We start from the raw sequence: 12,292 nt of genomic DNA, 5'->3' as shown, positions 1-12,292 counted from the left end.
CACTTCTTAAACCGTTCCCGAGGAAACTGCGGGCGGGAGAGTTTCTCCGGGGGCAGCTCACACATGGTCAGCAAGGCGAAGAAAAGCGTCGCGCTGCCGGCGATCGTCGATCTCGACTCGCTGGATGGCATCCGTGACGGGTTGATTGACGCCATCGAGGAGGGACCGGTGACGGTGAATGCCGGCGCCGTGGAGCGCGTGTCGACCAATGCCCTGCTCATGCTGATCAGCGCCGCGGAAACCTCACGCAAAAACCAATTCGAGTTCAGAATTGAGCAGCCGAGCGCGGCCATGACGACTGCGATCGAGCGGCTGGGCCTTGGGGCCCAGTTTTCAGGGATGATGGAACAATGACGAGTTTGCGGGTTCTCACGGTCGATGATTCACGGACCATACTGGCGATGCTGCACCATACGCTCAGCAATGCCGGGTTCGAGGTGCTGCAGGCCGAGGACGGCAAGCAGGGACTCGATGTGCTGAACCGCGAGCAGGTCGACGTGGTGATCACCGACATCAACATGCCGGTGATGGACGGCATCGAGTTCATCAAGAACGTGCGGGCCAGCGGACAGTACCAGAGCCTGCCGATCCTGATCCTCACCACCGAGACCTCGCAGGACAAGCGCGACCAGGGCAAGGCCGCCGGGGGGACGGGCTGGATCGTGAAGCCGTTCGATCCGGAGAAGCTGATCAGCGTCATCCACCGGGTCGTCCACTGATTATGGCAGGGCCATCCAGAAGGGTGGGGCAGTTATCCGCATGAGCGAGCTCGACGACTTCAAAGCCACCTATTTCGATGAATGCTCGGAACTGCTCACCGAACTCGAAGAGCAGTTCTCGGCCATCGAAGAGGGCGAGCGCGACGCGGACCGGCTGAACGCGGTGTTCCGGGCGATCCATTCGATCAAGGGCGGTGCTGGTGCCTTCGGCTTTTCGGCGCTGGTGGGCTTTGCGCATGCCTATGAGACGCTGCTCGACTATGTGCGCGACGGCCGCGTCGAGATGAGCGACGACGTCGTGGCGCTGTGCATCCGCGCCAACGACATCGTCGCCGACTATGTGAAGGCGGCGCAGGACGACGTGGCGCTGCCGGCCGACTACGGCCAGGAAGAAAAGGCTCGCTTCGACGCTCTGGCGCGTGGCGAAACCGCTGCCAGCGACGACGAAGGCGGAGAACCGCTCGAGGAGTTCGACATCGACTTCACGCCGGTGCGCGTCGATCTCGATGCACTGATGGACGGCGAAGCGCCGGTGGAGGATGCCTTCGAGGCACCGCCGCTCCAGGGCGAGGACGGCCACTGGGAAATCCGCTTCGTGCCCCACCGGGCGCTCTATGCACGGGCCAACGATCCGCTGCTGCTGTTCCGGGAACTGGCGGCGCTGGGCGAAATGCATGTGCGGGCGGTCTTGTCCGACATTCCGCCGCTATCGGATTTCGAGCCCTTCGCCGTTTATTGCAGTTGGGAAATCACGCTGGTGTCCGCGGACGTGACCGAAGCCGCGATCCGCGAAGTGTTCGAGTTCGTCGACGGCGACTGCGACATCACCATCACCCAGCTCGGGGCCGGTGCCGTGGCGCCGGTGCCGCGCTCGGTCGCGGTGAGAGCGGAGCCGGAGCCGGCCGACGACGGCTACGATGTCGCGAGCCTGCTTGCTCTGTCGGAAGAGGAAGTGGCAGCGACGCAAGGCCGCAAGCCTGCCGTGGATCCGCTGATCCGCTCCGAAGTGCCGGATGTGGCGCCGGAGGCCGAGGCCGAAGAGGATACATTCGACGAGCCGCCGGGGCTCAGCTTCAGTGACCTCGTCGCAACCGTGGCGCCGCCGGCCAACATTGCCGAGGTGGCGGAAGAGCCCAGCGTGCCCGCCAGCGCTCCGCCCAAGGCAGCCGCCGCCCCTGTCAGCGACGGCGAAGAGCACGAGCGGCGCAGCCAGAGCGTCCAGTCGATCCGCGTCGACCTCGACAAGGTGGACCGGGTCGTTAACATGGTGGGTGAACTCGTCATCACCCAGTCCATGCTGACCCAGCAGATGGATGAGACGCTCAGGGCCCGCTACACCGAACTGGTGCGCGGACTCGAAGTGCTGGCGCAGACCACCCGCGGCCTGCAGGACTCCGTTATGGCGATCCGCGCCCAGCCGGTGAAATCGGTGTTCAGCCGCATGCCGCGCCTGGTGCGCGAACTGGCGCAGAAGACCGGCAAGAAGATCAAGCTCGAGACCATTGGCGAGAACACCGAAATCGACAAGACGGTGATCGAGCAGCTGAGCGATCCGCTCACCCACATGATCCGCAATTCGGCCGACCACGGCATCGAGTCGCCGGAGCGCCGGCTTGCCGCGGGCAAGGCCGAGAGCGGCACCATCCGTCTGTCCGCGGAGCAGGCCGGCGGCAACATCCTGATCGTGGTGGAAGACGATGGCGGTGGCATCAACCGCGAGCGCGTGCTGCAGGTGGCGCGGAACAAGGGCATCGTCGCTGCCGACCAGCAGCCGACGGACGAGCAGATCGACCAGTTAATCTTCGCGCCCGGCTTCTCGACGGCTTCGGAAGTCAGCGACATTTCCGGCCGCGGCGTCGGCATGGATGTGGTGTTGTCGAACATCAAGAAGATCGGCGGCTCGGTGCATGTCCGGTCCTGGACTGGCAAGGGCACGCGCATGACGCTCCGGCTGCCGCTGACGCTGGCGGTGCTCGACGTGATGCTGGTCAAGGTCGGCGCCGGGCCCTATGTGGTGCCGCTCTCTTCGATCGTGGAAACCATGCAGTGCTCGCGCGCCAGCTTCGAGCGCGTGCCTTCGGGCGGACGGGTGCTACAGGTGCGCGGCGAATATGTGCAGGTTGTCGACCTGGCCGAGCGCTTCGGCCTGCCGACGGACCTGCCGGCCGACGACCGGTTCGTGGTGCTGTGCGAGACGGAAGGCAGCCACAAGCTGGCGCTGATCGTCGACGACATCATCGGCCAGCAGCAGGTCGTGATCAAATCGCTGGAAGAGAACTTCGAACGCGTGGACGGCATTGCCGGCGGCACGATCCTGGGCGACGGCAATGTCGCGCTGATCGTGGACGTGCAGGGGCTGAGGACCACGCAGATTCACAAGAACGCCGCGTGAGCGGAGACTGGTATTTTGCGTTGCCGGACAGAAGGCCGGCAGAAAGGCCGTGATGCAAATGGAAGCCCTGAACCTGCGGGACGACCTCTCCGACAAGACTGCCGTAGCGGGCCAGAACTCGCTGCAGCTGATCGCCTTCTCGATCGGCGAACAGACCTATGGCGTTGAAATCACCACCGTGCGCGAAATCCGCGCCTGGAACGGAGCGACACCGCTGCCGAACACGCGCGAATTCGTGCGCGGGGTGATCAACCTGCGCGGCACCATTGTGCCGATCTTCGATCTTCGCGCCCGGTTCGGCGATGGCCTCACTTCGCCCACCAAGAACCATGTGGTGGTGGTGATGAGCGTCGGTGACAAGTGGATCGGCATCCTCGTCGATGCCGTGAGCGACATCCTCACCGTTTCCAAGGACGACATCCACAACGTGCCGGAGGGCAACTCCATCGACACCGAACTGCTCAACGGCATCGTCACTCATGACAGCCGCATGGTCGGGCTGATCGACCTGCACGCGGTGGTCTCCGGCGCGCGGATGGACAACTAACAGGCCCTGCCCACCAGGCGGTTCCCGGCTTCGGGAACTGCCACTATCTATTTCCGCGCGATTGCTGTAGTCTGATCTGGCTAAGCGGGTCTGCGCTGCCCGTCGTTCATTTGCACCCTGTCCATCGGATGTTCCTGTTCGGATTGAGTTGCTCCGCCCCGGAGCGGCTGCGCCAAGGACGACGGCCGTGCACGCCCTTTCCCATATCGACTCGGTGCTCATCATCGAGGACGAGTATTTCATCGCCTCGGAACTTGCCGAAACCTTCAGCCGCCACGGCGTGCCGACGGTGGAGATTGCAGCAGGCATCGCTCAGTGCCTGGCGTTGCTGGAGCAAAAGGCCATCGACTTCGCGACGGTTGACGTCAACCTGAGGGATGGCTGGTGCGAAGAGCTGGTGGAGGAACTGGCCGCCCGCTCGATCCCCTTCGTCTATGTCAGTGGCTATGCTCCGGAGGACCGACCCGGGCTGCGGCGGGCCGCTTGGATCCGCAAGCCGGTGGACGAACAGGAACTGCTCGCCGCAATTCTCGCAGCTCGACCAGCCAAGGCGACTTCCGCCGGCCAAAGCGAGGACTCGTCTCCGGCGCTCTGAGCGCCCGCAGCTCTAGAACAGCTCGACTTCGCCGTGGCTGGGGTGAACTGTTGCTATGCCGGACAGGGCGGGAACGCGAAGCTCATCCAGGGTGAGCCCGGCCCAGATCTCTTCATAGTCGCTCGGTGGCGCAGACGGAGGCAGCAAGGCGAACTGCCGCACTGCAAGAGCCATGTTGCGGCAACGCTGCTCGATCCGGTCCTGACCCTGGATTGCGGTGATGATCATCTGGACCGCTTCGCGGACGGCGGGATTGCTGACGAGTTGATCGTCTCCCAGAACGTCCAGCGCTTCGGTGATCCCCTCCAGCATGGAAGAAGACTGGCGCGCCGTTTCGTCCAATTCCCTCGCCAGTTTCTGCAAAGACATAGATACCTATCCCGAGCCCACTGCGGGTACCCTAGGGCGTATTCCTAAAGCTCTTATTGCCAGCCTCCGCAGCGCCGTGACGTGGTTAGCGTTTGGCTAACGAGTTGACGGTAGCATCGGAAATACTGGGCGTTCCGGGTACGACAAAGGCGTCAGATGGTTGCGGTGCATTCTCTCCCCCCCGAATTCGATCGCGGGGTGGTCACCACCGTGCACCAGGGGGACTGCCACGTCGGCGATGTGCCCGATGTCACCTTCTCGACGGTGCTGGGCAGTTGCATCTCTGCCTGTGTGCGCGACCGCGTCGCCAATGTCGGCGGCATGAACCACTTCCTGCTCGCCGAGCAATCCGGCTCGGCCCGGGATCGCTATGGTGCCTCCGCCCGCTATGGCGCCTTCGCCATGGAGCAACTGATCAACAAGGTGCTGAGCCGCGGCACGGGCAAGAAGCAGAACCTGGAAATCAAGATCTTCGGCGGCGGCAAGATCAATTCGGCCCTCGATGACGTGGGCGCCAAGAACATCGAGTTCATCCGCCAGTTCCTGTCGGTCGAAGGCTATGTGGCGACCAGCGAGGACGTCGGTGGTACCTATGCCCGCCGTGTGTTGTTCAAACCCTATTCCGGACGGGCCTTCGTCAAGCGCCTCGACAGCGATCTCGGCGCCTCGGTGGCTCGTGAAGAAATGGCACTCGCCCGCCGTCGCGTTATCGCTCCCGTGCCCGCCGACGACATCGAACTGTTCTAGGCGCCGAGCCGTTCATCTTCGGACAAGATCGATCAAGCAGATGTTTCCGGTCGCGACGACCTGAAAGGGTTGGTTAACCATGAAGGTTTACTTTGCCTTCATGTTCAAAGCCCCCGTTGCGATCGTTGGCCCTACCCCATGGTCCGGTTGAACCAGGCACTGATCAGCAATGGCATTTGGGTCGGTGCCGCCGCCGTGAGCGGCGGGATGTTCTTCGCCATCGGTCCCGGGACAGCGTTCATGACCATGGCAGGCAGCCTGGTGGGGCTTGCCGCTGCCGGTACCATGGCTCTGGCGGTCATGGCAGAACGGCAGGAGCAGCAAGCACTGGCAGCCCTGGCACTGGCCGCCGGGCTAAGTGAACATCCCGACGAGCCGCTGACGATCGCCGGCATCGTGAGCCGCATGGGTAAGCGGCTCGAGAAGGCGCATACCTTCAAGGCGGCCATCGCCAGCATGCGACTGCCCGCGGCGGTGGTCGACGAGGGCGGCAGGGTGCTGGCAGCCAGCGCGGGACTGGGCCAGCTGGCTCCGGACGCCGGTGAAGGCGGGACGCTGAATGGCCTGTTCGGCGCCGGCTACCTTGAGGCTGGCGGCGGGGCGCCCGAGGAGGCGCTGGTGACGCTCGGTGGCCGGCGCTTCCAGATGCGTCGGCACGACCTCACGGCTTCCCGCTCGCTGATCGAGCTCGAGCCGGCAGGCAGCTATATCGAGGATGATGATCTCGACGCGGTGGCGACGGCCATTGGCGCCGGACAGACAAGCTTTCGCTTCCAGCAAACTGCGGTGCAAGGCCAGCGGGCGCTCGCGGCCCTCAATAGCGGAATGGCGCGACTGGACGATCACCTGGCCCGGTTGGCGGAAGTGGCGGCTGGCGGCGATCTGCCGGACGCTCTTTCCGGACCGCTTGGACAGATCGGCAAGCGGCTGGGCGAGCAGGCGCGATCGCTCGCGGCACAGCTCTCGGACGAAAGGGCGCAGCGCAGCACGGTGGAGCGGCGTCTGCAGCGGGTGGCACAGCTGGTGGAAACCTTCGAGGCGCGGGCCGGGGAACTCGGAGCGCTGGTCAGCGAGGGTGGCGCCGAGGTGATGCAGGGTGGCCTGGTGCTTGCCGATGGCGCCGATCGCCTGCGACGGGCGACCCTGCGCGGCCGCAAGGCGCGGGAACTCGCCGGAGATGCCGATCTTGCAGCGCGGCGGGTCGGTGCGGCGATGGGGGAGATCAACGGTATCACCGCGCAGATCGACCAGATGGTCGCCACCATCGAGGACATTTCCTTCCGCACCAACCTCCTGGCTTTGAATGCGGCGGTTGAGGCGGCGCGTGCCGGTGAGAGAGGAGCGGGCTTTGCCGTGGTGGCGGACGAGGTGCGGCAACTGGCGCAACTGAGCAACCGTTCCGCCAAGGACATCCGCGCCGCTGTCGGCCGCGGGCGGGCACAGGCGGAAGCGGGAGTGAGCGAGGCGGAGGGACTGCAGAAAATGGTCGCCGAGCTCGAGGACCATTTACGCAATCTAAGCAATGAGACCGATACGATCGCCATCACGCTGGAAGGCGGGGAGGCTTCGCTGAAGCAACTCGGCGGGCGGATGATGGCGCTCGGCGCGGCACCGGCAGAACAGCCGGAGCAGTTGGCACGCGCTTCCTGAAAGCGCACGCGGCAGAAGGCGGCGGAACGGGGTAGGCCAGTATGGAACCGGGAGAAATCTCCCTCAGCGATCGCGAGTTCAGCCGCGTCAAGGCTCGTGTCTACCAGGTGGCCGGCATCTCGCTCAGCGAAGCCAAACGCACGCTGGTGGTGTCCCGTCTCAGCAAGATCGTCAGGGCGCTCGGGCTGCCGAGCTTCGATGCCTATCTCGACTATCTCGAGCGTGGCGGCACTGCCGAGGACGGCCAGAACTTCGTCAACGCGCTGACCACCAATCTTACGCGCTTCTATCGCGAAGACCACCATTTCGAGCATCTGCGTTCCTATGTGGGCACGCTGATGACGGAGCGCCCGCGTGGCGCGCGGCTGCGGATATGGTCGGCGGGGTGCTCCACCGGACAAGAGCCCTACACGATCGCGATGGACTTGCTGTCGGTCTACCCCGAACTGAAGCGGTGGGACTTCCGGATTCTGGCGACCGACATCGACACGGCGGTGATCGCCAAGGCCGCGAGGGGCATCTACCCCGAGAGCGAGCTCAACGGGCTCTCCGTCGAGCGGCAGCGGCTGTTCGAGCGTCCCGGCGACGGCAGCATTCACGTGCCCGCCGCAGCGCGCGAGCTGGTTTCGTTCAAGCCCCTTAACCTGATCAGCGCACCCTGGCCGATGAAGGGGCCGTTCGACGCCATTTTCTGCCGCAACGTCGCAATCTATTTCGACAAACCCACACAGGGCGAGGTGTTCGGCCGGCTGGGCCGGATGCTCGCACCGGAGGGGTTCCTTTATATCGGGCACTCCGAGAATCTCGGGTCCGGCGGCGAGGGATTCCGCCTCGTCGGCAAGACCATCTACCAATCGCGTGAACCCCTTCGCAAACGAGCAGCCGCATGAGCATCAAGGTCCTTGTCGTCGACGATTCGGCGCTGATCCGTGAGGTGCTGTCGCGGATGCTCAGTCGCGACGGCGATATCGTGGTGGTGGGCACGGCAACCGACCCGATCGATGCGCGCGAGAAGATCAAGGCGCTCGATCCGGACGTGGTGACGCTGGACATCGAAATGCCCAACATGAACGGGCTCGCCTTTCTCGAGAAGCTGATGCGGCTGCGTCCGACGCCGGTGGTGATGGTGTCGACCCTCACCAAGAAAGGCGCGAGCGAGACCTTGCTGGCACTGGAACTCGGGGCGGTGGATTTCGTCGCCAAGCCCAGCGCCGAGTTCGAGGGCGGGATCGAGGCCTTCGGGGCAGGGCTGAGGGACAAGATACGGGCCGCTGCGAAGTCGGATGTGCGCGGGCGCGCCATCGGCCGGGCCGACGCGCCCAGGATGTCCATCAAGACCGCGGCCGCACCGAATGGGGCGCTGATCGCACTCGGCGCGTCCACCGGCGGCGTCGAAGCGATCCGCACCGTGCTGGCGGAGCTGCCGGCGGACTGCCCGCCTGTGGTCATCGCCCAACACATGCCGGCTGGTTTCACGAATCGCTTCGCGGCACGGCTCGACGAGCTCTGCGCGCTCACGGTGGTGGAGGCTGCCGATCGCATGCCGCTCGTCGCGGGCCACGCCTATGTGGCTCGTGGTGACTACCATTTGCGGGTCGAGCGCAGCTCGGGCCAGCTCAAGGCGCGGCTGGCGCAGGATGACCTCGCCTCGGGGCACCGACCGAGCGTCGATGTGCTGTTCGAATCGGTGGCCCGTACCGTTGGTCCGCTGGCGGTGGGCGCGATCCTCACCGGCATGGGCCGGGACGGAGCGCGAGGGCTGAAGCTGATGCGGGATGCGGGCGCCTATACGGTGGGCCAGAACCAGGCCACGGCGCTGGTTTACGGCATGCCGCGGGTCGCTTTCGAGGAGGGTGCGGTGGTGGAACAGGCGCCGCTCGAAGCGATCGCCGGCCGGTTGGCCAACGCCCTTGTACGGCTCAAGACCGCGGCCTGACCGGGCCGAGGCATGCAATGCCCAGGGCCGGATTGAGAGATTTGTAACGCTTGCCCTTCTAGACTTCAGACACAGAAGGAACGGGGCCGCAAGCCGGCTCCGTGGCGCCAAGAAGGTGTATACGAGACCATGCCCAAAGCCAGCGCTCTCAGCGTCCTCGTCGTCGACGACCAGCAGTCCATGCGCGGGATATGCAAGTACATTCTCACTCAGCTGGGCTTCAAGGACATCATCGAGGCCAAGAGCGGCCGTGACGCTCTGGGCAAGCTCGAAAAAACCAATGTCGACCTGATCATTTCCGACTGGAACATGGAAGACATCGACGGGTTGACCCTGCTCAAGGTCATCCGCAAGCATCCGCGCACCCAGTCGATGCCCTTCATCATGGCCACCGGCCGCTCCGACAAGGAGCAGGTGAAGGAAGCCATCTCGTTCGGCGTGAACAACTACATCATCAAACCCTTTGACGCTTCGACCATGAAGAAGCGGATCGAGGCGGTGATCGGGGCGCTGACCTGAGGTCAGTAGTCGTACCGGATTCGAGCGAGGCCGTCCGCAAGGGCGGCCTCGATGCATTTTGGAGGCACGGTGCCGAAAAAGCGGGCACGGCGCCACACCCCGTAAGGACTGATTAAGTCGACGACGTATATCGTTGCAACGGTGCCGGTTTCTGCCGGTGGGGGAATTTCCTTGTCTCGGGTAGACGCCGATGGCGCGCCGCAGAAGCGGCGGCCGGGACAAGTCACACGGAGTGATAGGATGCGTTTGCTGCCGCAGTTGAAGATCGCACAGAAGTTGCCGCTGGCACTGGTGGGGTCGGCCCTGGTGGTCAGCGCCGGGGTCGGCATTGCCAGCTACTTCATCGGCCTCGGCACGGTGCAGGAACAGCGCGACCAGTCGATGCAGGCGGCGCTCAACACCGCCAGCGTGATGGTCAGCGACTATTATCATAGCGCGGAGGTCGACCTCAGGCTGTTCGTGCAGCGCTCCGATACCGTTGCGGCGATGAAGGGCCTGACCCGCGCACTGGACGAACTGCGCATGGGTCTCAAGGACCGCGCCGCCCCGCAGTTGCAGGCGGCTTATGGGACCGAGAGCCCCAATCCTGAAGACCGCGCGTCGGTCGACAGTGTCGGCATCAAGGGCGCGACCTATGACGCGCCGCACAAGCGCTTCCATCCCGGCTTCCGCACGCTGATGCAGGAGCGGGACTATAGCGACGTGCTGCTGATCAGCGCTGCCGGCGACGTGGTCTATTCCGTTGCCAAGAACCCCGATTTCGTCAGCAACGTCGTGAGCGATGCGGCCAGTGCATCTGGTGGCCTCGGCCGAGCTTTCGCTGCCGCCAAGGACTTGCCGCCGGGTGCTGCCGCCTTTGTCGACTTCACCAATTACGGCCCCACGGGCACGGTGGAGAGCTTCATCGCCATGCCCGTGCATGAGGGCGAGGAATTCACGGGGGTGATGGTGCTCTCCATCTCCCCGGTTGCGGTCAGCACGCAGATCGAGGGCCTGTCCGGACTGGGCGGGACCGGTGAAGTTGTGGTGGTGGGCCAGGACGGCCTGTTGCGCAGCGACTCGAGCCATACCGAAGCGGCGGACGTGCTTGTTACCTCGCTGACCTCGGACGTGATCACCCGCGCCTTCGAGGGCGAGAGCGTCGAAGGTATCAGCACCGACTATCGCGGCGACACCATGGTGGTGCGTGCCAAGCCGGTTGCGGTCGGCGACACCGTCTGGGCGGTAGTGGCGGTGCAGCCCGAGCAGGAGGCTTATGCCGCCGTGGTCGAGATGCGCAACATGACGCTGATCGTCGGTGGCGTGCTGCTGGCCATCGCGGCGGTGGTGGGCATGCTGTTCGCCCGCTCGTTGACCAAGCCGATCAGCCGGCTGACTTCGACCATGGAGGCACTGGCGGAAGGCGACCTCGACGTTGAAGTGCGTGGCGCCCAGCGCCAGGACGAAATCGGTGCCATGGCGCGCGCCGTGGAAGTGTTCCGCGAGAACGGCATCCGGATTGCGCAGATGACCGAGGCCGAAGCGGCGCAGGTGTTGCGCACCCAGGCCGAGCGCGCCGCCATGATGCAGGATCTGCAGCGCGCTTTCGGCGTGGTGGTCGACGCGGCAATTGCCGGCGACTTCAGTCGCCGCGTGGAAACCGAGTTCCCGGATCCCGAACTCAACTCGCTGGCCCGTTCGGTCAACGAGTTGGTGGACACCGTGGATCGTGGCATCACCGAAACCGGCCAGGTGCTGTCGGCATTGGCCGACACGGACTTGACCCAGCGCATGCATGGCGACTTCCACGGCGCCTTCGCCAAGCTCAAGGCCGATACCAATGCGGTGGCCGAAAAGCTCACCGAAGTGGTAGGCCAGCTCAAGGAGACCTCGCGTACGCTCAAGAGCGCGACCGGGGAAATTCTGTCGGGCGCGAACGATCTTTCCGAGCGCACCACCAAGCAGGCGGCGACCATCGAAGAGACCAGCGCCACCATGGAGCAGCTGGCCGCGACCGTGCTGCAGAATGCCGAGCGCGCCAAGGAAGCCAGCGGCGTTGCCGCGCAGGTGACCCGCACCGCCGAGGATGGCGGTCAGGTGATGCACCAGGCGACCGAGGCGATGGAGCGGATCACCCAGTCCTCGGCCAAGATCAGCAACATCATCGGGCTGATCGACGACATCGCCTTCCAGACCAACCTGCTGGCCCTCAACGCTTCGGTCGAGGCAGCACGGGCCGGCGATGCCGGCAAGGGTTTTGCCGTGGTGGCCGTGGAAGTGCGGCGCCTCGCCCAGTCGGCCGCCCAGGCGTCCAACGAGGTCAAGGTGCTGATCGAGCAGTCGGCGACCGAGGTCAATAGCGGCAGCAAGCTCGTTTCCGACGCCGCCGCCAAGCTCGAGACCATGCTGCAGGCCGCGCGGTCCTCGAACGAGTTGATGGGTTCGATCGCCCGCGAGAGCGGCGAACAGGCTTCCGCGATCGATGAGGTCAACACCGCCGTCCGCACCATGGACGAGATGACCCAGCACAACGCGGCGCTGGTGGAAGAGATCAACGCCGCCATTGAGCAGACCGAGGCGCAGGCGAACGAACTCGATCGGGTGGTCGACATCTTCACGACCGAAGCAGCGGCGGCGGAAACGCGTCGGCCATCGACAGAGCCCGCCCGCCAGACTGCGGTGCAGAGCCTTGCCGCCGGTGCGCGGGGCCTGCAGGACAAGCTGCGAACAGCGGCGAAATCCTATCTCAGCCACGGCAATGCGGCGGTGGACAAGGACTGGAACGAGTTCTGATCACAGAATTGGGTCCGGTGCTTGAATCGGGCCCTGACGGGGCCAC

At 64.8% G+C, this 12,292-nt stretch carries 12 protein-coding genes; 11 read left to right on the top strand and 1 reads right to left on the bottom strand.

The window, feature by feature from the left end:
* The first annotated feature begins 63 nt into the window (after window positions 1–63).
* The 5 genes from ACFSX5_RS07480 to ACFSX5_RS07460 all read left to right on the top strand — a co-directional run bounded on the left by ACFSX5_RS07480 (window position 64) and on the right by ACFSX5_RS07460 (window position 4,253).
* Window positions 64–354, top strand: coding sequence for an STAS domain-containing protein (locus tag ACFSX5_RS07480; RefSeq protein WP_386832650.1), 291 nt, complete (start codon window positions 64–66; stop codon window positions 352–354).
* Window positions 351–719: a response regulator gene (locus ACFSX5_RS07475; RefSeq protein ID WP_386832649.1), complete on the top strand. Its 369-nt coding sequence runs from the start codon at window positions 351–353 to the stop codon at window positions 717–719. The genes ACFSX5_RS07480 and ACFSX5_RS07475 overlap by 4 nt, the downstream gene beginning before the upstream one ends.
* A gap of 40 nt (window positions 720–759) precedes the next feature.
* On the top strand, window positions 760–3,111 hold the full coding sequence (locus ACFSX5_RS07470) for a chemotaxis protein CheA (RefSeq protein WP_386832648.1): 2,352 nt from the start codon (window positions 760–762) through the stop codon (window positions 3,109–3,111).
* A 52-nt stretch (window positions 3,112–3,163) separates the two neighbouring features.
* Window positions 3,164–3,658, top strand: a complete 495-nt coding sequence (locus ACFSX5_RS07465) for a chemotaxis protein CheW (RefSeq protein WP_386832647.1) — start codon at window positions 3,164–3,166, stop codon at window positions 3,656–3,658.
* A gap of 187 nt (window positions 3,659–3,845) precedes the next feature.
* A complete protein-coding gene (locus ACFSX5_RS07460; RefSeq protein ID WP_386832646.1) occupies window positions 3,846–4,253 on the top strand; it encodes a response regulator in 408 nt (135 codons plus the stop codon).
* Between the two features lie 12 nt (window positions 4,254–4,265).
* Here ACFSX5_RS07460 and ACFSX5_RS07455 read toward each other — a convergent pair whose 3' ends face one another.
* A complete protein-coding gene (locus tag ACFSX5_RS07455; RefSeq protein WP_386832645.1) occupies window positions 4,266–4,622 on the bottom strand; it encodes a hypothetical protein in 357 nt (118 codons plus the stop codon).
* Between the two features lie 165 nt (window positions 4,623–4,787).
* Between ACFSX5_RS07455 and ACFSX5_RS07450 the strand changes: the two genes are divergently transcribed.
* From ACFSX5_RS07450 to ACFSX5_RS07425, 6 genes are all read left to right on the top strand, one after another.
* Entirely contained in the window at window positions 4,788–5,369 is a 582-nt protein-coding gene (locus ACFSX5_RS07450; protein ID WP_386832644.1) for a chemotaxis protein CheD, read from the top strand.
* Between the two features lie 138 nt (window positions 5,370–5,507).
* Window positions 5,508–7,019, top strand: a complete 1,512-nt coding sequence (locus tag ACFSX5_RS07445; RefSeq protein WP_386832643.1) for a methyl-accepting chemotaxis protein — start codon at window positions 5,508–5,510, stop codon at window positions 7,017–7,019.
* Window positions 7,020–7,060: 41 nt separating this feature from the next.
* Complete coding sequence (locus tag ACFSX5_RS07440) at window positions 7,061–7,909, top strand: CheR family methyltransferase (RefSeq protein ID WP_386832642.1); 849 nt, start codon at window positions 7,061–7,063, stop codon at window positions 7,907–7,909.
* A complete protein-coding gene (locus tag ACFSX5_RS07435; protein WP_386832641.1) occupies window positions 7,906–8,955 on the top strand; it encodes a protein-glutamate methylesterase/protein-glutamine glutaminase in 1,050 nt (349 codons plus the stop codon). Before ACFSX5_RS07440 ends, ACFSX5_RS07435 begins: the two co-directional genes overlap by 4 nt.
* 129 nt (window positions 8,956–9,084) lie before the next feature.
* On the top strand, window positions 9,085–9,474 hold the full coding sequence (locus ACFSX5_RS07430; protein ID WP_386832640.1) for a response regulator: 390 nt from the start codon (window positions 9,085–9,087) through the stop codon (window positions 9,472–9,474).
* 240 nt (window positions 9,475–9,714) lie between these two features.
* Complete coding sequence (locus ACFSX5_RS07425) at window positions 9,715–12,246, top strand: methyl-accepting chemotaxis protein (protein ID WP_386832639.1); 2,532 nt, start codon at window positions 9,715–9,717, stop codon at window positions 12,244–12,246.
* Window positions 12,247–12,292: the final 46 nt, after the last annotated feature.

Origin of the sequence: Devosia albogilva, from assembly GCF_042685625.1 — a bacterium.
In the GTDB taxonomy this organism is placed as follows: Bacteria; Pseudomonadota; Alphaproteobacteria; order Rhizobiales; family Devosiaceae; genus Devosia; species Devosia albogilva.
The sequence above is the reverse complement of the archived record's forward strand: the minus strand, read 5'-3'. Positions and strand labels throughout refer to the sequence as shown.

What these genes read in the sequence shown, in the direction of transcription:
- ACFSX5_RS07480 (WP_386832650.1), top strand. Translation starts at nt 64, where the DNA reads ATGGTCAGCAAGGCGAAGAAAAGCGTCGCGCTGCCGGCGATCGTCGAT.
- ACFSX5_RS07475 (WP_386832649.1), top strand. Translation starts at nt 351, where the DNA reads ATGACGAGTTTGCGGGTTCTCACGGTCGATGATTCACGGACCATACTG.
- ACFSX5_RS07470 (WP_386832648.1), top strand. Translation starts at nt 760, where the DNA reads ATGAGCGAGCTCGACGACTTCAAAGCCACCTATTTCGATGAATGCTCG.
- ACFSX5_RS07465 (WP_386832647.1), top strand. Translation starts at nt 3,164, where the DNA reads ATGCAAATGGAAGCCCTGAACCTGCGGGACGACCTCTCCGACAAGACT.
- ACFSX5_RS07455 (WP_386832645.1), bottom strand. Translation starts at nt 4,622, where the DNA reads ATGTCTTTGCAGAAACTGGCGAGGGAATTGGACGAAACGGCGCGCCAG.
- ACFSX5_RS07445 (WP_386832643.1), top strand. Translation starts at nt 5,508, where the DNA reads ATGGTCCGGTTGAACCAGGCACTGATCAGCAATGGCATTTGGGTCGGT.
- ACFSX5_RS07440 (WP_386832642.1), top strand. Translation starts at nt 7,061, where the DNA reads ATGGAACCGGGAGAAATCTCCCTCAGCGATCGCGAGTTCAGCCGCGTC.
- ACFSX5_RS07435 (WP_386832641.1), top strand. Translation starts at nt 7,906, where the DNA reads ATGAGCATCAAGGTCCTTGTCGTCGACGATTCGGCGCTGATCCGTGAG.
- ACFSX5_RS07430 (WP_386832640.1), top strand. Translation starts at nt 9,085, where the DNA reads ATGCCCAAAGCCAGCGCTCTCAGCGTCCTCGTCGTCGACGACCAGCAG.
- ACFSX5_RS07425 (WP_386832639.1), top strand. Translation starts at nt 9,715, where the DNA reads ATGCGTTTGCTGCCGCAGTTGAAGATCGCACAGAAGTTGCCGCTGGCA.